General features: G+C 39.6%; 21 protein-coding genes. 7 read left to right on the forward strand and 14 right to left on the reverse strand.

Annotated features, from left to right (window positions below; translation table 11 throughout):
• Window positions 1-380: 380 nt before the first annotated feature.
• From JNUCC41_RS05665 to JNUCC41_RS05690, 6 genes are all read right to left on the reverse strand, one after another.
• Window positions 381-986: an undecaprenyl phosphate transporter UptA gene (locus JNUCC41_RS05665; protein WP_286182411.1), complete on the reverse strand. Its 606-nt coding sequence runs from the start codon at window positions 984-986 to the stop codon at window positions 381-383.
• Window positions 987-1,091: 105 nt separating this feature from the next.
• The gene (locus tag JNUCC41_RS05670; RefSeq protein WP_192206767.1) at window positions 1,092-2,258 is read right to left on the reverse strand and encodes an MGDG synthase family glycosyltransferase; all 1,167 of its coding nucleotides are present in this window, start codon (window positions 2,256-2,258) and stop codon (window positions 1,092-1,094) included.
• Window positions 2,259-2,475: 217 nt separating this feature from the next.
• Complete coding sequence (locus tag JNUCC41_RS05675; RefSeq protein WP_192206768.1) at window positions 2,476-3,087, reverse strand: DedA family protein; 612 nt, start codon at window positions 3,085-3,087, stop codon at window positions 2,476-2,478.
• 18 nt (window positions 3,088-3,105) lie between these two features.
• Window positions 3,106-3,807, reverse strand: a complete 702-nt coding sequence (locus JNUCC41_RS05680; RefSeq protein WP_228467548.1) for a polysaccharide deacetylase family protein — start codon at window positions 3,805-3,807, stop codon at window positions 3,106-3,108.
• Window positions 3,808-3,842: 35 nt separating this feature from the next.
• Window positions 3,843-5,204: a sensor histidine kinase gene (locus tag JNUCC41_RS05685; RefSeq protein ID WP_192206769.1), complete on the reverse strand. Its 1,362-nt coding sequence runs from the start codon at window positions 5,202-5,204 to the stop codon at window positions 3,843-3,845.
• 3 nt (window positions 5,205-5,207) lie between these two features.
• A complete protein-coding gene (locus JNUCC41_RS05690) occupies window positions 5,208-5,906 on the reverse strand; it encodes a response regulator transcription factor (protein ID WP_192206770.1) in 699 nt (232 codons plus the stop codon).
• Between the two features lie 357 nt (window positions 5,907-6,263).
• On the opposite strand from JNUCC41_RS05690, the gene JNUCC41_RS05695 reads away from it, so the two are divergent.
• Window positions 6,264-7,046 (forward strand): COG4705 family protein, encoded by a 783-nt coding sequence (locus JNUCC41_RS05695; protein ID WP_192206771.1) that lies wholly within the window; start codon window positions 6,264-6,266, stop codon window positions 7,044-7,046.
• A gap of 195 nt (window positions 7,047-7,241) precedes the next feature.
• Here the strand turns inward: JNUCC41_RS05695 and modA are convergent, their stop codons facing one another.
• The gene (gene modA / locus JNUCC41_RS05700; RefSeq protein ID WP_228467549.1) at window positions 7,242-8,045 is read right to left on the reverse strand and encodes a molybdate ABC transporter substrate-binding protein; all 804 of its coding nucleotides are present in this window, start codon (window positions 8,043-8,045) and stop codon (window positions 7,242-7,244) included.
• Between the two features lie 147 nt (window positions 8,046-8,192).
• On the opposite strand from modA, the gene JNUCC41_RS05705 reads away from it, so the two are divergent.
• Complete coding sequence (locus JNUCC41_RS05705) at window positions 8,193-9,119, forward strand: substrate-binding domain-containing protein (protein WP_192206772.1); 927 nt, start codon at window positions 8,193-8,195, stop codon at window positions 9,117-9,119.
• Window positions 9,120-9,174: 55 nt separating this feature from the next.
• On the opposite strand, the gene bioB is transcribed toward JNUCC41_RS05705, so the two are convergent.
• Window positions 9,175-10,140, reverse strand: coding sequence for a biotin synthase BioB (gene bioB / locus JNUCC41_RS05710; protein WP_063234977.1), 966 nt, complete (start codon window positions 10,138-10,140; stop codon window positions 9,175-9,177).
• A 357-nt stretch (window positions 10,141-10,497) separates the two neighbouring features.
• Between bioB and JNUCC41_RS05715 the strand changes: the two genes are divergently transcribed.
• From JNUCC41_RS05715 to bioA, 3 genes are read left to right on the forward strand one after another with little or no spacing between them, the layout of a single operon-like run.
• Window positions 10,498-11,082: a biotin transporter BioY gene (locus JNUCC41_RS05715; protein WP_192206774.1), complete on the forward strand. Its 585-nt coding sequence runs from the start codon at window positions 10,498-10,500 to the stop codon at window positions 11,080-11,082.
• Window positions 11,061-11,768, forward strand: a complete 708-nt coding sequence (gene bioD / locus JNUCC41_RS05720; protein ID WP_192206775.1) for a dethiobiotin synthase — start codon at window positions 11,061-11,063, stop codon at window positions 11,766-11,768. The genes JNUCC41_RS05715 and bioD overlap by 22 nt, the downstream gene beginning before the upstream one ends.
• The gene (gene bioA / locus JNUCC41_RS05725; protein WP_192206776.1) at window positions 11,765-13,147 is read left to right on the forward strand and encodes an adenosylmethionine--8-amino-7-oxononanoate transaminase; all 1,383 of its coding nucleotides are present in this window, start codon (window positions 11,765-11,767) and stop codon (window positions 13,145-13,147) included. The genes bioD and bioA overlap by 4 nt, the downstream gene beginning before the upstream one ends.
• A gap of 53 nt (window positions 13,148-13,200) precedes the next feature.
• Here bioA and JNUCC41_RS05730 read toward each other — a convergent pair whose 3' ends face one another.
• The 4 genes from JNUCC41_RS05730 to JNUCC41_RS05745 all read right to left on the reverse strand — a co-directional run bounded on the left by JNUCC41_RS05730 (window position 13,201) and on the right by JNUCC41_RS05745 (window position 16,064).
• Window positions 13,201-13,362, reverse strand: coding sequence for a hypothetical protein (locus JNUCC41_RS05730; RefSeq protein ID WP_192206777.1), 162 nt, complete (start codon window positions 13,360-13,362; stop codon window positions 13,201-13,203).
• A 77-nt stretch (window positions 13,363-13,439) separates the two neighbouring features.
• Window positions 13,440-13,739: a hypothetical protein gene (locus JNUCC41_RS05735; protein WP_192206778.1), complete on the reverse strand. Its 300-nt coding sequence runs from the start codon at window positions 13,737-13,739 to the stop codon at window positions 13,440-13,442.
• A 298-nt stretch (window positions 13,740-14,037) separates the two neighbouring features.
• On the reverse strand, window positions 14,038-14,319 hold the full coding sequence (locus JNUCC41_RS05740) for a hypothetical protein (RefSeq protein WP_192206779.1): 282 nt from the start codon (window positions 14,317-14,319) through the stop codon (window positions 14,038-14,040).
• A 251-nt stretch (window positions 14,320-14,570) separates the two neighbouring features.
• On the reverse strand, window positions 14,571-16,064 hold the full coding sequence (locus JNUCC41_RS05745; protein WP_192206780.1) for a peptide MFS transporter: 1,494 nt from the start codon (window positions 16,062-16,064) through the stop codon (window positions 14,571-14,573).
• Between the two features lie 342 nt (window positions 16,065-16,406).
• On the opposite strand from JNUCC41_RS05745, the gene JNUCC41_RS05750 reads away from it, so the two are divergent.
• On the forward strand, window positions 16,407-16,631 hold the full coding sequence (locus JNUCC41_RS05750; RefSeq protein WP_192206781.1) for a hypothetical protein: 225 nt from the start codon (window positions 16,407-16,409) through the stop codon (window positions 16,629-16,631).
• An 88-nt stretch (window positions 16,632-16,719) separates the two neighbouring features.
• Here the strand turns inward: JNUCC41_RS05750 and JNUCC41_RS05755 are convergent, their stop codons facing one another.
• Both JNUCC41_RS05755 and JNUCC41_RS05760 read right to left on the reverse strand, forming a co-directional pair.
• Window positions 16,720-17,589, reverse strand: a complete 870-nt coding sequence (locus JNUCC41_RS05755; protein ID WP_192206782.1) for an anti-sigma-V factor RsiV — start codon at window positions 17,587-17,589, stop codon at window positions 16,720-16,722.
• On the reverse strand, window positions 17,574-18,089 hold the full coding sequence (locus tag JNUCC41_RS05760; RefSeq protein WP_192206783.1) for an RNA polymerase sigma factor SigV: 516 nt from the start codon (window positions 18,087-18,089) through the stop codon (window positions 17,574-17,576). The genes JNUCC41_RS05755 and JNUCC41_RS05760 overlap by 16 nt, the downstream gene beginning before the upstream one ends.
• Before the next feature lie 185 nt (window positions 18,090-18,274).
• Here JNUCC41_RS05760 and JNUCC41_RS05765 point away from each other — a divergent pair, with 185 nt between their 5' ends.
• Window positions 18,275-19,681, forward strand: a complete 1,407-nt coding sequence (locus JNUCC41_RS05765; RefSeq protein WP_192206784.1) for a polysaccharide deacetylase family protein — start codon at window positions 18,275-18,277, stop codon at window positions 19,679-19,681.
• The last annotated feature ends 89 nt before the right edge of the window (window positions 19,682-19,770 follow it).

The raw sequence follows: 19,770 nt of genomic DNA on the forward strand, positions 1-19,770 counted from the left end.
TATTATGAGGAAACCTAACAACGACCGCTAACCCCATCCATTTCAAATGGCGTTTTCTTAAATGTGGCTTTCTTGGTTTTTCACGTTCACTACTATCATTCACATCATATACGGATTACGGATGATAAAGTTTCAAAATAAAGGAAGAAACACCAATTTATTTCCGCATAAATAATTAAAAAGACCACCAAATGGTGGTCTTTTTAATTAATTCATATTATAAAACCCAACTGCTTCCATTGAATGTCCCCTTGGAAAGCTATTACCATCAATATCGATGATTCGTTGTGAAGTTTTCACGTTTATCGGTTCGGTTCAGTTCCCGTTGTTATAAAGGCTTTTGTAAGGTTCATTACAACCATTCCTTAAATCCATAAACTTCATAAAACTTTGTTTTTCTTTTTTTTCATGTAACCGCGAATGATCATTCCGGCAATAATGAGAACCGCCACCACTGCGATTGGCTGGATATAGGGCTTGGCCATCTCATTAATCTGTCCCCAATTACTTCCTAACTTCATCCCGAGGAATACAAAAAGCACAGACCATGGAAGTACGGCAAGTAGCGTATAATTCGTGAATTTTATTAAAGACATTTTAGAAATCCCTGCTGGTATCGAAATAGCATGTCTGACAACCGGAATGAACCTAGCCGTAAAAATGACGCTTGGACCATAGTTAGTAAACCAAGATTCCGCTAGTTCAATATGTTTTTTGTGAATGAATATATACTTTCCATATCGTTCTAAAAATGGTCTTCCCCCATAATATCCGATTAAATAAACAAATATTTGGGCGATGGTTCCTCCAATCGTTCCAGCAATAACCGCCCCAACAAAACTGATGCTACCTTGGGAAACTAAAAAGCCACCATAGGATAATACAATCTCACTTGGAATAATTTCAATCATAAGACCAAGGGTAATTCCAAGGTACCCATATTCCATGAGTGTAAGTAAAATAGTTTGGATAAAGTCGTTCATAATTCAACTTCTCTCTTTCATTTTCGCTTTTTTCAAAACGAATCACAAATGTTGTTATTAACTCCCCTTGTTAATGGGCCACTGGCAACAAGGTTAATGGAATGACCCTTAGCTATAAATAACTTTTGACTGATTTGTGAGATAGGATGGCTTATTGACTTGTTTAAGATTAAGAATCAATTTCATAATGCCCACCATTTCCTCAGGGTTTTCCAATTCCATTTCCTTTTGATAAGTTTCGATTGATTTATCCCACTGTTCCATTTTTTTATGGTCCTTTAATATATTTAGCATTTGTTTTTCAAATGAGAATTTGCGATTGATTTCAAATACAAGTTTATTGTCTTTTAAATACTGTAGATTAATTTCCTCCTGTCCCGGCAGCATCGAATGGACAAAAATCGGAAGTCTTTTTCGAAGTGCTTCACTAATGGTAACACCACCTGGTTTCGTAACGATTACATCCACTTCTTCATAAAGGTCGTTCATTTCCGATCTTGATGAAATATAAGGTAATGGTTTAATATGGGCTAAATCCCATGTTTTGATCTCATCAAATAGTTTTTTGTTGTTGCCACAAAGTACAAAGTAATCAAAATTGGTTGATTTCTTTAACTCACCAACTAAATTCAATATCCCGCCCAGGCCACTATTTCCTCCTGAGATTAAAACTTTGGGCCGATCGGTGTTTTTTAAACCATGGGCCTTTTTAGTGATTTCCTCATGCACAGGAATACCTGTCACCATCATACTATGTTTCGGTATTTGATTCTTGCTTAATAGCTTTTCTTTCAATTTTTGACTTGGAATAAAGTGAAAATCTATCCCCTTGCTTCCCCAGACATTATTAATAAAGAAATCTGTATATACGTTGATAATTGGGACATTGCATTTCCCTTTTAATTTTAACTGGCTTAATAGTTGGGAAGGAAATCCGTGTGTACACACAATTAAGTCTGGATTTTCCTCATCTATCAATTGTTCCATTTTCTTCAAGAATATAAGTTGACACCATTTAAATGGACGTTCCTTTTTCGAGTTAACGTAAAAAAGGTTTTTGTAGGCGAGATTATAGGTTTCAGGTGCATAACGGATCCATTTTAAATATCCGGTCGTTATCATTTTTTCTAAAGAATTATTCGTATAACTTAACAGATCCACTTTTTTCAAAATGACTCCGTTTGTATGTTTTTTTAACAAATCCATTAAGGCCTCTGCAACTTGATGATGTCCCGACTGCATGCGGAAGAGAGGTAAAAACAAAACCTTCTTCATATATGTCATCCCCTATAGAAATCATTCTTTTAATCGATGGATACGTACTAAGCAAAAAGCCCATTTGTATGTTCAAGATCTTTTTCCCCTTACAATATATCACTGTTTTTGTAAAAACCTTTCTTTTTAATCAATTTTTAATGATATGTTCATGGTATTATAAGCCCCAGTCCCCAAACTTAATAGCCCGATTAGAAAACCAATTATAGAACACTGGTTAATCCAATCGGGACGGTAATTTATTCTTTTTTTTCCTCTTCATATAATTGATAAAAAAATATATCAATAAAAAGACTAAGAATACGACACCTAAAAGTGGAACATATTCCGGATTTATATGAAAGGCGTTCCCTATATAATACCCTGCCACTATAAAAGGGACAGTCCAGAGAACGGTGCCTAACAGGGAAAGGAGAATAAATTTGAACAGGGGAATATGATTGATTCCTGCGAAATACGGACTGATTTGTCTTATTCCAGGTAAATAAAATCCAAACACAATCGTTTTTTTTGTATTTTTCATATACTTTTTCTGTACTTTCTCCCAGCGATCATTGGTAATGCCCACGTATTTCCCATATTTTTTTATAAATGGATACCCCACGTATTTCCCACATACATAAGCGATAAGCATCCCTATAAAGGCTCCGAGAAATGCACTGAGCACGGCTAAACCAAATGAGAGTTTATTTTGCCCAATCAGGACTCCAATTAGAAATAGAAGAGATTCTTCCGGAGCGGGAATCCCCACAATGCCCATGAATAAAAAAAGAAATATGATTAGATAGCCATATAAGTCAATAAAATGCAGGATACCATCTATGTTCATAAAGTCCCCCCGAATCAGTTATAAGTCTTTTAATGTAATAAATTGTGTTCCCTTTTTTATGTTTTCCTCTAGGTAAATTTCCAAAACTTCAATCATATATCGGGGTGCTTCTTTATCCGCCCCTAAGGTTTCCCCACAGTCATGGAGCAGGAGGATCGAATTTTCCGTTGAGGTTGTCCGCAATTGATTAAGCAGGTCATTCCTGCATGTTTCCACTTTCCAATCTCCGAAAATGTCTGACCACATAATCACTTTATATTTCTTGCTGGCTATTTTCGTAAAAATATTAAAATGGCCCCATGGAGGCCTATAAAAAGTGACTTTTTCATGCGTACATTCCATTATCGCCTTTTCCGTCATACTCAACTGTTCCGATAACTGAAAGGGCGAGAGGATCCAGCTTGAAATATGATCAAAATGATGAATTCCAATTGTATGCCCCTCTTCATGCATTCGTTTAATGATATCAGGGTTATTTTTCACTTTACTGCCCACAACAAAAAACGAACCCTTTATCTCGTACTTTTTTAAAAGATCAAGTAATCGTTCCGTATATTCAGGGTTCGGGCCATCATCAAAAGTAAGGGCTATCCCATTATTCCTCTTGTTTTTTTTGGTAATGCCCAGACTGCATACACGAATAATTACAGTAGGGAAAATCGAATAAATTAGAAATAACAATACTATGATACTCAGACTAATTATCCCTATATGTGTCACGCACAGAACACCTCATTCTTGTATTTAGCAGCAAATTACCTTTTGGGTAAGGATAATACCATCTCTGTTCCAATTCCGTCGATACTGGCTACTTTAATTTCCCCATTATGTTGATTCATTATATTTTTGGCTATCGACAAGCCTAGCCCCGTTCCGCCTGTTTCCCGACTCCTAGCCTTATCCACCCGGTAAAAACGTTCGAAGATATTTTCCATTTCATGCTCAGGAATACCAATCCCATAATCTTTTACCCGAATGACCGTAGAGTATAACTGATTCTCTACATACACATCAATTTTGTCTGTACTATATTTGATTGCGTTATCTAAAAGGATAATAATCACCTGTTTTATCTTCAATTCATCTGCTGTAATCGTAATGGTATCTTCTTGATAATGAAAATTTATTTCTCGCCCATAGACCTCTTTGAATTGTTTAAACACGTTCTCACATAAGGTTACTATATTCACTGATTTAATATCTAAAGTATTTTCCATTTCCGTATCGGCTAATTCCAGCAGCCTTTCCGTCATTTCCTGTATTCGGGTTGCCTCTGAATGAATTACATTTATAACATCCAATGCCTTTTCTTCGCTTTTTATCCGGCGTCGGCGCAAGAGATCTGCATAACTCTTTATTATCGTTAGCGGAGTCTTTATTTCATGTGAAGCATCTGAAATGAATTGCTTCTGTTTATCCAGATTTACATCCAATCTGCTCATCATCCGATTGAAAGTAACAGCCATTTTCTGCAGCTCATCTTTTGTTTCCTCTTGGATGACGATTTTTTTCGGAATTCCGCTTTGTTCAATATCCTCCATCGTATCAATCATATTGGAAATAGGTCTCATGATTACACTCGATAACCACCTGCCACCTAGCAGCGATAACCCCGCCCCTAATAGGGTACAAAATGTGAGAATGGAAAGTAATACATCCTTCCCTAATTCCAGTCCTAGTAATCTATCTCCAATTTCTAACGTTCCAACAACTTTACCTTTGGATTGGATAGGAACCCTAACGATTAATATTTGTTCTTCTTTATGCGCTTGTTTAATTGTAGTTCTATACACTTCTTGTTCAGAAGAAAATTCCCCTTTAAATTTCGTAAGCAAATAATGGTCGCTGGACACTTCGCTGCTGATTTTAGAATTAGGTTGAATGATCCTTATAAATGAATGATTCGTCAAATATGTGGTTAATTTTTTTTCTAATTCATGGGGCGTATCATCCATTTGTATTTCAGCAATGACATTTTGCGCTTTATGAATTAATATATCCTCTTCCATATTTACAGTAATCTTCATAAAAGAAAAAAATACAACAGCATTGACCGCAATCAACACACAGAGTATCCAAGCCGTAGTAATCAGGTTAATTTTTGTTGTAATTTTCATTGCTTATTTCTCCCTTACAGTATAACCAATTCCTCTTACCGTTTGAATAATTGTCGGGTCAGAAAAACCTTCTTCCGTTTTCTTTCTTAAATGGCGGATATACACATCGATTACATTGGTCTCCCCTTCATACTCATAACCCCAAACATTCATCAAGATATTTTCTCGCGTCACGATTTTGTTTTTATTGGATAGTAAATAAATGAGTAAATCAAATTCCTTTGGGGTTAACGCTATGGAAGAATCCCCCCTCTTAACCTCTCTAGTATCGAGATTAATGAATAAATCTTTTATTGATAAGATCGTTTCCTCTTCTCTCGAAGCATTGGCAGTTATTGAATTATGACGTATAGCTGAACGTATTCTTGCCAATAACTCATCGATTTCAAAGGGCTTCGTTATATAGTCATTGGCCCCTTGATCTAGTCCTGCTACCTTATCCATTGTAATATTTCGAGCTGTTAAGAGGATGATTGGCAGTAAAGAGTTCTCATTTCGAATCCTTCTTAAAACTTCTATGCCATTCAGTTCAGGTAACATAACATCTAAAAGTACTAAATCTAATTTTTCTTGTAATGCAGCTTCCAGCCCCGACTTGCCGGTATGGGCAACAAGCACTTCATACCCCTCATATTCGAGTTCTATCTTTAATATCGTCGCTATCTGGATTTCATCTTCTACAACCAGAATACGTTGTTTCATTTAAAACCCTCCTATTTGAGTGGTATATGGCAAGGAGTTCACCACCACATGTATTTATCGAATCTAGATAGGAATATTACTTGCATCTTAAACACGAAAAATTGTCCTCCGCTAAATAATTCAATCCCCTTTATATTTGCTCCAAAGTCCTGTATTTTAATCGTTTCCTTATCATTGAAATGCTCTTTCTACAATTTAGCATTATTTTGCTTTTTATTTTGCTTTTTAATTGATTTTTAATCCTTTTTTCAAGTTGCGTTAAGGTTGACTTGATATAGTGTCAGGGAACAGTAGAAGTAGACAATAAGGTTTTATCGTAAACGAAATAAAACAAGAGAAGATAAGGAGGATTCATTAATGAATGATACAAAAGGCTCATCCATCGGGCGTCAGATGTTGAACAAGGTTCCAGAAGTCATCATTTACTTCTGGATAATCAAAATAATGGCAACCACTGTGGGCGAGACGGCTGCAGACTTCCTGAGTGATAATCTGAACTTGGGCTTAGCCAATACGACCTTAATCATGAGTATTCTTTTGATCATAACGCTTTTCTTCCAATTCAAAGCAAGTAAGTATGTGCCAAGGATTTACTGGCTCACAGTAGTGATGATTAGCGTTGTAGGCACGCTAATTACCGACAATCTCGTGGACAATCTCGGGGTCAGTCTGGTGACAACAACTATCATCTTCACAATCGCGATGCTTGCGACGTTTGCGGCTTGGTATGCGAGTGAAAAGACGCTGTCCATTCACACTATCTACACATCCAAACGAGAAGTGTTCTACTGGTTGGCCATCTTGTTCACCTTCGCCTTGGGTACAGCAGCTGGTGACCTCATAGCAGAAGGTCTCGCTATCGGCTACTGGAAGTCTGCACTTATGTTCGCGGCGTTGATTGGGGTGGTTACCATCGCCCACTACGGTTTCAAACTAAATACAGTGCTTTCCTTTTGGATCGCCTACATCTTGACCCGTCCACTTGGCGCCTCTCTTGGCGACTACCTCTCACAGCCGCGTGATAAGGGTGGACTTGGTCTAGGTACGACGGGAACCAGTTTGGTCTTCCTCGTTATAATCTTAATCCTGGTCGTCTATTTGACCAAAACTAGAAGAGATGAAAGCAAAGTTGTGGAGTAGGGCAGGGCAAGTACAATCTTCTTTAATTCAGCTGTCCAACACTTAACAGGTTACAGACCTCCAGGAAAGAGTACAACCTTTTCCCGATCTATCTGCTACATTTACTTGATACAGCCTTCATTGTTCGGGTTTCACCCTATTGCACCCATGCCGGGTGCACAAAAGAAAAGGCCACCAAATTGGTGGCCCTTTCAATTATTTAAGATCTTTAAATCCTAATTTTTCAAAAACCTTCATTGAATCTTTATTTTGGAGATACTCGTAAAATAGTTGGGCTTCTTTAGGATGTGAGCTTTCCTTAATTACACCTACCGGATAAATAATCGGATCGTGTAAATCTTCCTTGGCTGTTGTAACGATATCAACTTTTGATGAGCTCATGGCATCCGTTTTATAAACAAGTCCTGCGTCCACATTTCCTGTTTCTACATATGTAAGCACTTGACGAACATCCTTGGCATACACCAGTTTTTCTTCAATCTCTTTCCAGAGGTTCAGTTTTTCTAATGTTTGCTTAGCATACTGTCCTGCTGGTACTGACTCAGGGGTACCGATGGATATTTTAGTGAATTTAGTAAGGTCTTCTATCGATTCAATCCCTTTATCAGAACCTTTTGGCACTACTAGCACTAATTCATTGCCTACTAAATCAATCCCTTTTTTCTCTTCAATATGACCTTCATCTACTAATTTATCAAATTTGTCTTCTGCTGCAGAGAAAAACAGATCCACAGGTGCGCCTTGGGAGATTTGTTGTTGAAGAGCTCCAGAAGCTCCAAAGTTATAGTTAACTTTTACATTTGCATTTTCTTTTTCAAATGTCTTTTTTATATCATTTAAGGCATCTTGTAAACTTACGGCGGCCGAAATCGTCAATTCTACTTTCTCGTCAGCTTGTTGCGTCTGATTTCCTGTGCCTTTTTCTTCGTCACTTGAACACCCTGTGCCCACTATCACAAGCAGCATAAGCGAGAAAATCATAAGATATATTTTTTTCAAAGTCTCTCTCCCTTTCTAACTAATCATAACTAGTTATATCTAATTATAATTAGTATAGGACAGATAAAAGATTTTAATCAATGCCTTTTTGCGGTGAATTTTCTTTTTAAAGGACTCTAAGATACAATAAAGAACGGAGGGATGCACATGTCAAAAGAGCTTTCCTATACCATCGAGGAAGTGTCACAGCTTTTAAAGGTATCTAAATTGACGATTTATGATCTTGTAAAAAAGGGGGAGCTCCCTGTATTTCGTGTGGGAAGGCAGATTAGAATGGATGCAAAAGACTTGGAGATGTATATTAATAACCATAAGTCCCATACATCCCCAGTTTCTGTTGCCGAACCCCAAAGGAATGAAGCGAAGGATTCCCTTAGCCTTGTCATCAGTGGGCAAGACATGGTGTTAGACATACTAGGGCAGCACATCCAGAAGCGCTCCAGCTATAAAACATTACGATCTAACACTGGAAGCCTAAGCGGTCTTATATCGATGTACAATGGGGATTCCGACATCGTTAGTTTGCATATGTTTGATGGTGATACTGGGGAATATAATCTTCCTTATATAAAAAAGATTTTGGTAGGATATCCTTATATTTTACTTAATCTTGTTTCAAGGAAAGCTGGATTATATGTTAAAAAGGGAAATCCTTTAGACCTTACAGGTTGGACTGATTTAAAACAGAAAGACTTGGCCATCATCAATCGGGAAAGAGGATCGGGAGCACGAATCCTTCTTGATGAGCAGCTAAGGATTCACAGGATATCTTCTAAAGATCTTAAGGGATATGAAAACGAAGAGACCAACCACTTAAGTGTGGCTTCAGCGGTTTCTGCGGGGAAGGCGGATGTGGGTGTGGGAATTGAAAAAGCTGCAAAAATCGTTGGAGTTGACTTTGTCCCATTAATTACAGAACGTTATGACCTTGTTATTTTAAAATCTCCGAAAAACGAAGAGCTCATAAACGTTGTTAAGCGGATTTTATCATCGAATCCATTTCAGGCTGAAATCAAAGCTTTAGGCGATTATGATATTTCTCAGACAGGCTCTATCATTTATGAGACATATTAAACAGGAAGGCTACTGATTCAGCAGCCTTCCTGTTTAGTATGCAGTTTTTAATAGGTTAAAGAGCACATTCTTCAATTTCAAATCCTAGGTCCTCGATGATTCCCCAATCCGCTGTGGGTTCTTGACCGGCTGTCGTTAAATAATCGCCGACGAAGATGGAATTGGCTGCATAAAGTGCCATGGGCTGCATGGAACGGAGATTGACCTCCCGACCGCCGGCCAGACGGATTTCTTTACTCGGATTAACGAACCTCATCATCGAAATCAATTTCAGGCATTTAGTGGGGGTCAACTCGGAAGTTCCCTCAAGCGGCGTTCCGTCAATTGCATTGAGAAAATTACAAGGAATGGAATCTGCATCAAGGCTTCGTAAGGATAGGGCGATTTCCACCGCTTCCGCCTCCGATTCCCCCATACCGAAAATGGCACCAGAACATGGGGACATTCCGGCATCCTTCACGGCTTCCACTGTATCTACCCGGTCTTCATATGTATGTGTCGATGTAATTTTGCTGTAGTTTTCCTGTGATGTATTCAAGTTGTGGTTGTAGCGATGAACGCCTGCCTCCGCCAGTTTGCCGGCATGTTCCTCATTCAGGAAACCTAAACAGCAGCAGATTTTAAGATCAGTCGTTTCGCGGATTTCTTTTACGGCTTCAATGACATGATCGATTTCCCTGTTGGTCGGACGCCGGCCGGACGCAACGATGCAATAAGTACCCGCTTTGCGGCGAATTGATTCTTGCGCTCCCTCGACAATCTTTTCTTTAGTCAGCCAAGCATATTTATCGATCGGGGCTTCCGAAACGATCGACTGCGAGCAGTAGCCGCAATCTTCGGGACATAATCCTGACTTCGTATTGATGATCATATTCAATTTAACCTTTTTCCCATAATGGTGCTTACGTATGAGATAGGCTGCATTCAGAATTTCCAAAACCTCTTCGTCTGGGGCTTGTACGATGGATAATGCCTCTTCCTCCGTCACTTTATATCCTTTGATAACGTTCTCCGCTAACATCTTCCAATCCCTAACCAATGTTTCCAAACCTAATCCCTCTTTTCTTTTAATGTCTATATTCCTTCCCATGAATCCTCGGAACGGATTGAATCATTTTGCACACTCAAGATAAAATAAAACGTTAAATATGTTAACTTTAAAAATTTTTAGTTAACATATAAAATGAATAATAACACACAAACAAAATAGGATTCAATGGTCTTTTTTCAATATTTTCCTAGTCTGCCCTTTAAATCATAAGGAAGCTTGCATTTTATATGTTAACTAAATATATAAATTAGTTGACATATAAAATAGGATTCAGGCAAACTAATAGTGGGCATTCTGCCAGCACTTTCTAAAAAGGAGGTTGAAAACTTGAAAGCAAGGACGATTTCTTATGTGGCCCTTTTTACCGCGTTAACTGCCATTGGCGCCTTTATTAAGATACCTATCCCTTACATACCATTCACACTGCAAATTCTGGCAGTCTATTTGGCAGGCGCATTATTGGGGCCCCGGCTTGGGATGCTCAGTCAGTTATGCTACGTCTTGATCGGACTTATCGGGGTGCCCCTGTTTGCCGAAGGCGGGGGATTCGGATATATATTCAAACCCACTTTCGGCTATTTGCTCGGATATATATTGGGAGCCTATGTAAATGGATGGCTGATCAACCGGTTTTCCCTCTCCACGATTCGTTCCATATTCTTTGCTAATGCCGCCTCTTTGCTGACCGTTTACTTTTTCGGCTGCATCTGGCTGTATGGTGCGATGAAGTGGATTGTGGAAACGCCGCTTTCAATCAACCAAACGATACTTTACGGCTTCTTATTACCTGTACCCGGTGATTTACTGCTATGCATTCTATGTGCTGCCATCATTCAACAAGTACGTCCGCGCATTGCAAAATATATAAACATAAAGGAGCTGAATCATCCATGGGCCAAGCCTACTTTATAACCGGAACTGGCACGGATATTGGAAAGACCATCGTCACGAGCGCACTCTATCTTTCTCTTCAAACATTGGGAAAAAGCGTCACGATATTCAAGCCATTTCAAACTGGAATCAATGAGGAAAATAATACATACCCGGATATTTCTTGGTTTGAGCAGGAACTCGGTGTAAAGGAACCAGGGTTTTACACACTGGAGCCCGAAACCTCACCACATTTGGCGATTAAATTAACTGGCAGTCAAATCGATGAGAAGAAAGTCGTGGAAAGGGTTCATGAACTTGAGGAAATGTATGACATCGTATTAGTCGAGGGCGCTGGCGGATTGGCTGTGCCACTCATTGAACGGACGGAAGGTTTCTATATGACGGCGGATTTCATAAGGGATTGCGGCATACCTGTCCTCTTCGTATCCACAAGCGGTTTAGGGGCGATTCATGATGTCGTGACGACCCATTCTTATGCCCAAGTCCATGATATAAATGTGAAAACCATTTTGTATAACCATTACCGGCCAGAAGATCGGATTCATCAAGACAATATCGAAACCATCGAAAAATTGACTGGGTTGAATGGCCTCGCCTGCATCCCGACAATGGCAGATGTCAGAAAAGACTTGAGGAACTGCATCCTTGATTTACTTGGTGATCAAAATTATACCCAACAATTGAAAGAGGTGTTCAAAGCATGAACAGTCAGGATTTAGAACAATGGGATAAGGAATATGTATGGCATCCGTTCACACAAATGAAAACGTATCGGGAAAGTAAACCGCTGATCATCGAGCGCGGCGAAGGCAGCTACCTGATTGATGTGGATGGCAAACGCTACCTCGACGGCTATGCTTCATTATGGGTGAATGTGCACGGACATAACGAGCCGGAATTAAACGGCGCCCTTATTGAACAAGTGAATAAAGTCGCGCACTCCACGCTGCTTGGATCTGCGAATGTACCATCGATCTTACTGGCAAAAAAACTGGCAGAAATCACTCCTGGTTCTTTATCGAAAGTCTTCTACTCCGACACGGGATCTGCCGCTGTGGAAATCGCCCTTAAAGTCGCTTATCAATATTGGCAGAATATCGATCCCGTCAAGCATCAGAATAAAAACAAATTCGTCTCACTTGACGAAGCATACCACGGCGATACTGTCGGAGCTGTGAGTGTGGGCGGAATGGATCTATACCATAGAATCTTTAAGCCCCTCTTATTTCAACGGATTTCCGCCCCTTCACCATATGCCTATCACATGACTGAATATGGGGATCAAGAAGCCGTGAAAAACCATTGCTTGAAGGAACTGGAGAAGTTACTGCAAGAACAATCAGAGGAAATTGCAGGATTGATCATCGAACCGCTGGTGCAGGGGGCTGCTGGCATCATAACCCATCCCGGGGGCTTTTTGAAAGAGGTCGAACAATTATGCAAAAAATACAATATCCTCTTAATTTGCGATGAGGTGGCCGTTGGATTCGGTCGCACCGGTACCATGTTTGCCTGCGAACAGGAGGATGTCGTCCCCGATATCATGTGTATGGGCAAAGGGATCACTGGGGGATATATGCCACTCGCAGCCACCATCATGAACGAGCAGATCTTTCAATCCTTCTTGGGGGAACGGGAAGAACATAAAACCTTCTATCACGGCCACACCTATACAGGAAACCAGCTAGCCTGTGCACTGGCCCTGAAGAATATCGAGCTGATGGAAAGCCGCAATCTCATTAAAGACATCCAGAAAAAAGCAAAATACCTATCACAAAGGCTGCAAGCACTATCCGAACTTCCGATAGTCGGCGATATTCGCCAGCGCGGCTTCATGATTGGAGTGGAAATCGTTAAAGACCGTGAAACAAAAGAAACGTTCACCCTCCAAGAGAATGTCGTTTCCGGAATCATCCATACAGCACGGGAAAATGGCCTGATCATCAGGGAACTTGGTCCCGTCATCACGATGATGCCGATCCTTTCCATGTCAGAAAAGGAACTCGATTTCATGGTCGAAACCGTCTACCGTGCCATCCAGGAAGTCTCCATTCATAAAGGATTGATTCCAGCAGCAAACTGATTCAAAAAGAACCGGAAGAGCAGGGCTCATCCGGTTCTTTCTCGATTGGATTTTCAGTTCTTCGCAGGAGGCTTCGTGAAATACGCTGCCATTAAAAGAAAGATCACAGATAATGTCCACAGTGTGATTCCCTTCCATGGGAAATCAACTGTTAAACCAATCATCTGCACGGCTGCACTTAATAAAATGCAAATCATCATTGCACGGATTTTCATCCTGCACCCCCTCTCGTTAATTCCATTCTATAAAAAATTTTCATATGAGAATTTTTAATTAATTCAATTTTCTTGGATCAAAACTCTAATGCCTCCATTGGCTCTTCTCTTGTGTGTATATAATACAATTCCACATTACTTGGTTTTACGTTCCTTGGGAGATCGAATGTAAATTCAAATTCACTATTTGTATGTAAATCAAAAATTTCCGGTTCCCACTCGAGATGAGTTTTTTGCCCAAACCAATTTTGTACTTCTTTCTCTAAAAACTTCCCATCCATTTCATTGTAGGATTTAACTCTATTTCGCTTAACATTGGAGACTTTCTCATTATTAGGGACATAGAACACAAGAAAATCAGCAGAATCGATACGCATCTAACCGATCCTTCCAAACTCCCCCACGATGTATGCTTCATTTTCTTTATGGACAGTTAGTTGCAATGAGTCAGGTGTTGTGTGGTACAACGTATGATAAATGAAGTTTCCTATAAATGAAATTACTGCTAGTAAAGGACTAAACAAGAATATCGATACTACCCTTTTTCTCTTCCAAAAATGAATGCATCCATATGTATCCTATAATGATGAATATGATGATAAGAAACATGAAAATCCCCTTAAATATTTTATTAATGAGTACAAACTATTTTCTTAAAATAAAAAATTAAAATAGCTAATTAAACAAAGGGATTTCCGGCAGCATCCCAGCTTCAGGTAAGAAATAAATGAAAATGGTGAAACAAATGATAAGCATGGAAAAGATGATGGCAATAAACGAAATGCCCAAGAGAAATTTCTTACCTGCTAAATATAAGCTGATCACCAGACTTGCAAACCCAATGATCAAATAAACGCTGGCACCAACATATGAATTCAGCTTTGGGAGAATCCCCGTGATGAAAAGCAGAACGAAAGTCATTTGCAGGGATATGCATATTCCAAGTAAACGTTTCATTTTTACCTCCTTTCTATAATTTCTCTGCTCCTATTTTCAGCTACTTTGGAATGAATCATCATTGTTTTTTAAGCATAAGCTATGAAGCTGCTAAAACATCATATCAATTTTTTGGTAAAAATGGTATTCGATGAATATCGCATGGTCGATACTATTACAATGCGAAAAAGCAAGATGCACAAAATCATTGTAATAAAAAAGATGACCCCGTTTAACTCGGAGGTCATCTTTTTTTTGCTGCTGGCTAAGTGTTAGCGAATGCCTTTCATGTAACCTTGAATCTTTGGTGATAAGACCATAAGGACCAGTCCAAGGACCATTGAAGCAACACCGATCACGCCAAAATAAGCCATTTCGGTTTGGGGCGTGTAGAATCTGACGATTTGTGCGTTCAGTGCTTGTGCTGCTGCACTTGCCAGGAACCACAGGCTCATCGTTTGAGCCGAGAATGCGGCCGGAGCCAATTTTGTAGTTGCTGAAAGTCCAACAGGAGATAAACAAAGTTCTCCAAGCACTACAAGGAAATAGCTAAGTACAAGCCATAGCGGATTGACCAATGCGTCGGATCCACCGAAATAAACAGGAAGCAGGATCACCAGGAATGATAAACCGGCGAACAATAAACCGATTGAGAATTTCTGAGGAATGGTCGGCTGACGCTTTCCTAGTTTAATCCATAACCATGCGAATACTGGTGCAAGGGTAATGATGAACAAAGGGTTCAAAGATTGGAACCATGCCGGGTTTATTTCTAGTCCAGCAAAATTCAACTGTGTCCGTTTGTCTGCATAGCTTGCTAATATAGTTGCACCTTGCTCTTGAATCGCCCAGAACATGACAGCTGCTATAAACAAAGGAATATAGGCAATCAAGCGTGAACGTTCAACAGAAGTTGTTTTAGGGCTGCGATACATGAAAATGAAATAAAGGGTCGGGATAACGATCCCTAGGATACCTACAAGATTAATAAAGGTTTTAATCGTTAAGATGCCGTTAGCGGCGGTAATGCCGATGATGGCAGCTAAGATAAGTGTGGCTATCCCCAATTTCGTGAATACGCTTTTCTTTTCATTCTGTGATAATGGGTTCGCAGGAATAGTTCCAGCAAGGCCCAGGTTCTTTTTCTTTGTTGCAACAAAGACGATGAGACCAATTAACATTCCAATTGCTGCAAGTCCAAAACCAAGATGGAAGCTGTAGCCCATTCCGACGGTACCGACAACAAACGGTGAAAGGAATGCACCCATGTTGATACCCATATAGAATATACTGAAACCGGAATCCCGGCGTTCGTCATTTTCTGCGTAAATTTCACCGACAATGCTGGAAACATTCGGTTTTAATAACCCAGTACCAAGAACAATGAGTACCATGGAAACAAAGAACATGGAGAGACTGCCTGGTACAGCAAGGACAATATGCCCGAGCATGATCAAGATACCACCGTAAAATACGGCTTTGGAAGTCCCGAAGATCCTATCGGCAAGCCATCCGCCAATTATACCTGACATATATACTAAAGATCCGTAAATGGATACAAGGGCAAGGGCTGTGTGTTCATCAAGACCAAGTCCCCCTTTAGAAACTTCGTAATACATATAGTAAACAAGAATGGCCTTCATACCATAATACGAGAAACGCTCCCAGAACTCAGTAAAGAAAAGGGTGAATAATCCTTTAGGGTTTCCAAAAAAACCTTTTTGAGGTACACTATCCACAATTTTCTGTTTATTTATCGTTGCCATACCTAGCCCTCCTTTTATTATTGTATAATAACTTTTATTTTCTCTATTGTAAACAAATATTTAGTATATTTAAATAATTAATTTAAATATAACATAGAAGAGGTTGCCTCCCTACATACCAAATCCTGTATTTCGCAGGAAGAAACACCCTTTATAGTCTAATAGGGAGCTGTCATCAAAGATATATTACCCTAACTTCACCAATGGTATTACGTTTCAGATCACTTTGGTTGCCAAGAACATGCAATGAGCATCGGAAAAATAGACAGAATCATAAAAAAAACCACTTCATCTGTTAAATACACCGTATAATAGATATAACCAAAAATGAGGAGGCACATAATGCTCGGGATCATAACCGTTGTGCTGATTTTTTCCATCCCTATAATCGCCATACTGACAAGCCATTTCGAAAAACAGTCAAAGACGAAACACAAAATGCTGCAAGTTGAATTGGAACTTGAAAAACTGAAGCATGAAAACTTTCTTATGGAGACGGAAAAAATGAGGCTGGAACTGGACCAGATGAAATTCGAACAAAAAAGAGACGAGCCAAGGTTACTGTAAACAAGTAACCTTGGTTCGTCTTTTTTAATGGGTATTTTTCCGTTTTAAAAACCTCCCGCCCATCATAAGAATTACAAGTAAGGCCGTTTCAATGGATATATTGATCGCCCACAAGGAGGTCTGACAGCACCTTTGTCGGGATGACGAACTCGACGGCCCCCATATATCCCGGCGCAGCTTCATAGCTGTTAAAGGCGATGACTAGCTTGCCATCTTCGTTTATATAAAAGTTTTGGTTTTCATCAATGCCTTTAAATGCAGTAAGATCATCATCTTCGACCCAATATATTTTTTCCGGATCTTCAGCCATCTGACGCTTCATCTGTTCCTTGATGTTCTCACTAATCACCTGAAGATAACGATCATCTTTAAATAGGCTATTTAACGTTAATAGCACTTCGTTTTTCTTGTCGACTGTATCAAATTGACTTTCTGTAGAACTGGAAGCAGCAATCTTATCCGTATAACGCTGTACGGATAAGATCGTTTCATTATCCGTCAATATCACATATCCGCTTTCCACCGACATATTGCCCTTTTCCCCTTCCTTCAGTTTTGACATGGAATCCGTGAATTCCTTATAAAGCTGCTTGCTTTCCGATAAATATTTCTCATTCAAGCTATCTTCGAGCTGTTTATTCTCCAGTCCGGATATAGCAGGTGTCTTGATTACTGCCGAGGAATTATTCGCTTCTTCTTTCCATTCGACGAAGGTAATCACTTTGATGACCTTATCGACTATCGGGATTTCACTCATGGCTTTTGCCGCTGCCGGACTGATGTTTACGGAAGCTGTCACAATCAAAAGCGCTGCAGCCGCTGACATGAGGATATTCCTGCCAACCCTTGGCTTCTTTCTGGGCTTTTCATTCAAGGCCGCTTGAACGACATCATTCAATTCCTTTGGTATCGGTGTTTTAAGATATTCTTCCCGCAGATCTTTTAGTTTTTTTTCCATCTTTTCGTTTCCTCCCGTTCAGTCATGTTGATCCGCAATAATTGCAGCGCTTTATATAATCTCGTTTTAATAGTGCTTACATTCTCTTCCAGCACTTCCGCTATCTCATCCAGCTTCAGGTCCTCAAAGAAACGGAGAACGACTACCGTTTTGTACTTGACCGAAAGTCCTTCAAGGGCCTTTTGCAAATCCAGGTCAGGATAGTGATCTTCCTCACCTGCTCGTAAGTATTCTATTGTTTCGTCATCGGCGACAGTCAGTTTCTTTTTCTTCCGCAAAACGTCCAGTGCCGTTCGGACGATGATCTTATATAACCAGCTATCAATAGAAGCAGCGTCTTTGATTTTACTGCTTGACGCCAGCGCTTTCCTGATTGATTCCTGCACGATATCAAGCGCATCCTCTTGGTTTTTAACATAATAAAAAGCAAGTCTGTACAAATTTTCTTGCCGTTCGGTTATCCGGGCCGCGATTAATTGATTCATATCTAGATTTTTCATTGCATGAAAGAGCTCCTTACATTTAAATTACGTATCCTGGGTACAAAAGATAGACGTTCGTGCAGCCCTAAAAGTTTGGAAATGAACATGGAAATATATAAAAATAAAAAAATGAAATTTTTTACAAACTTTTAAGGCTTTTGGCGCGTCTATATAGTAGAATGATTATCGAGGTGGAGTACATCATGAGTAAATTAAATTATAAAAAAGTCTTTATTTTTCTATTTTGTCTAACAGCTACTGTGGGAACGTTGGGGTTAGCCATCAAAAGCCTTGCTTTTGATAAGAAAAGAACCGTTTCGGCCTATACAACTGATAAAAATTACCCAGAAGCCGATATTCAAACGTATGTGAAAGATAATACGAAAGGCGGGTATTCAGCCAGCAGGCCTGTTCTGCATTTAGAAAATATCGACAAGCAGCTAGAAGCCTACATAAAGAAAGAAATTAAGGATTATGAAAAGAAATGGAAAGTATCCGACGGGAAAGCTTCCGAGCTTAACCTCACTTATACGATCCTCCATTTCAGCAAACAGACCATTACGATTTCCTTCGATAAATATGAGCAAGTGGAAGGAAAGAAGCAGTCTGGATCCCAGATCTTCACTTATGATATTCCATCTCAGCAAAAGCTCTCCATAGAAGACATCTTTGCCACGGATACTGATTATTTATCCGTTTTATCCGATATTGTTTTTGAAGAGTTAACCGAGAAGGAAGAAGAAGGCATCTCAAACAGTCTCATTAAAAAGGAAAACAAACTGAAGGCAGCCAACTTTAATTCTTTTTCAGTCTTGAAAAATACACTTGTATTCTACGTCAAGACTGATGATTCAACTAAGACCCATACGATAGCCATCAAGAAGGAACTTTTTAAAGATAGTTTGCTAGATTCATATCAAAGTCAAGATTTGAATGCGGATCGTGTAAAGGAATGGCAGCCGAAACATATCGTCGCCAAATTGCCCGTGCAAAATGAATGGATCGACCCTTCAAAAAAGGTCATTGCCTTGACGTTCGATGACGGGCCGCATCCGAGTTATACCATGTCCATTCTTAAAGACCTGAACAAGTATGATGGACACGCGACGTTTTTCGTGCTTGGAAGCCGCGTACAGCACTATCCGGAGGTTCTGCAAAAAATGCTGCAGCAAGGAAATGAGATCGGCAACCATTCATGGGATCATCCGCAGCTGACGCGCTTAAGCAAGAACAAAATCAAAAGTCAAATCGAAAAGACCCAAGACGCTGTAGAAAAAGCTACAGGTGCTGAGCCAAATCTCGTTCGTCCCCCATATGGAGCGATTAACAATGATGTGCGTGAATACATGGAGGATATGAAAGTTACACTTTGGGATGTCGATCCCGAAGATTGGAAAGAACGGAATGAAAAGAAAATCGTAAACAAAGTGATGGGCAAAGCCAAAGATGGCAGTATCATATTAATGCATGATATCTATCAAACTAGCGCCCAGGCGGCAGGAAAAATCATCAAGCAACTGCATGACCAAGGTTATCAAATGGTCACAATTTCGGAATTAGAAAAGGTACAGAAAGACCGTGAACTTTCCGGAATCACCATAAATGAATAATCAAAAGGAAAGAGCCTGTTTCGTGATTCGCAAACAGGCTCTTTCCTTTCAAATAAAATAAGCAGACCTTTGATCATATAGCAAAGGTC

Origin of the sequence: Brevibacillus sp. JNUCC-41 (assembly GCF_014844095.1) — a bacterium.
Lineage (GTDB): Bacteria > Bacillota > Bacilli > Bacillales > DSM-1321 > Peribacillus > Peribacillus aracenensis.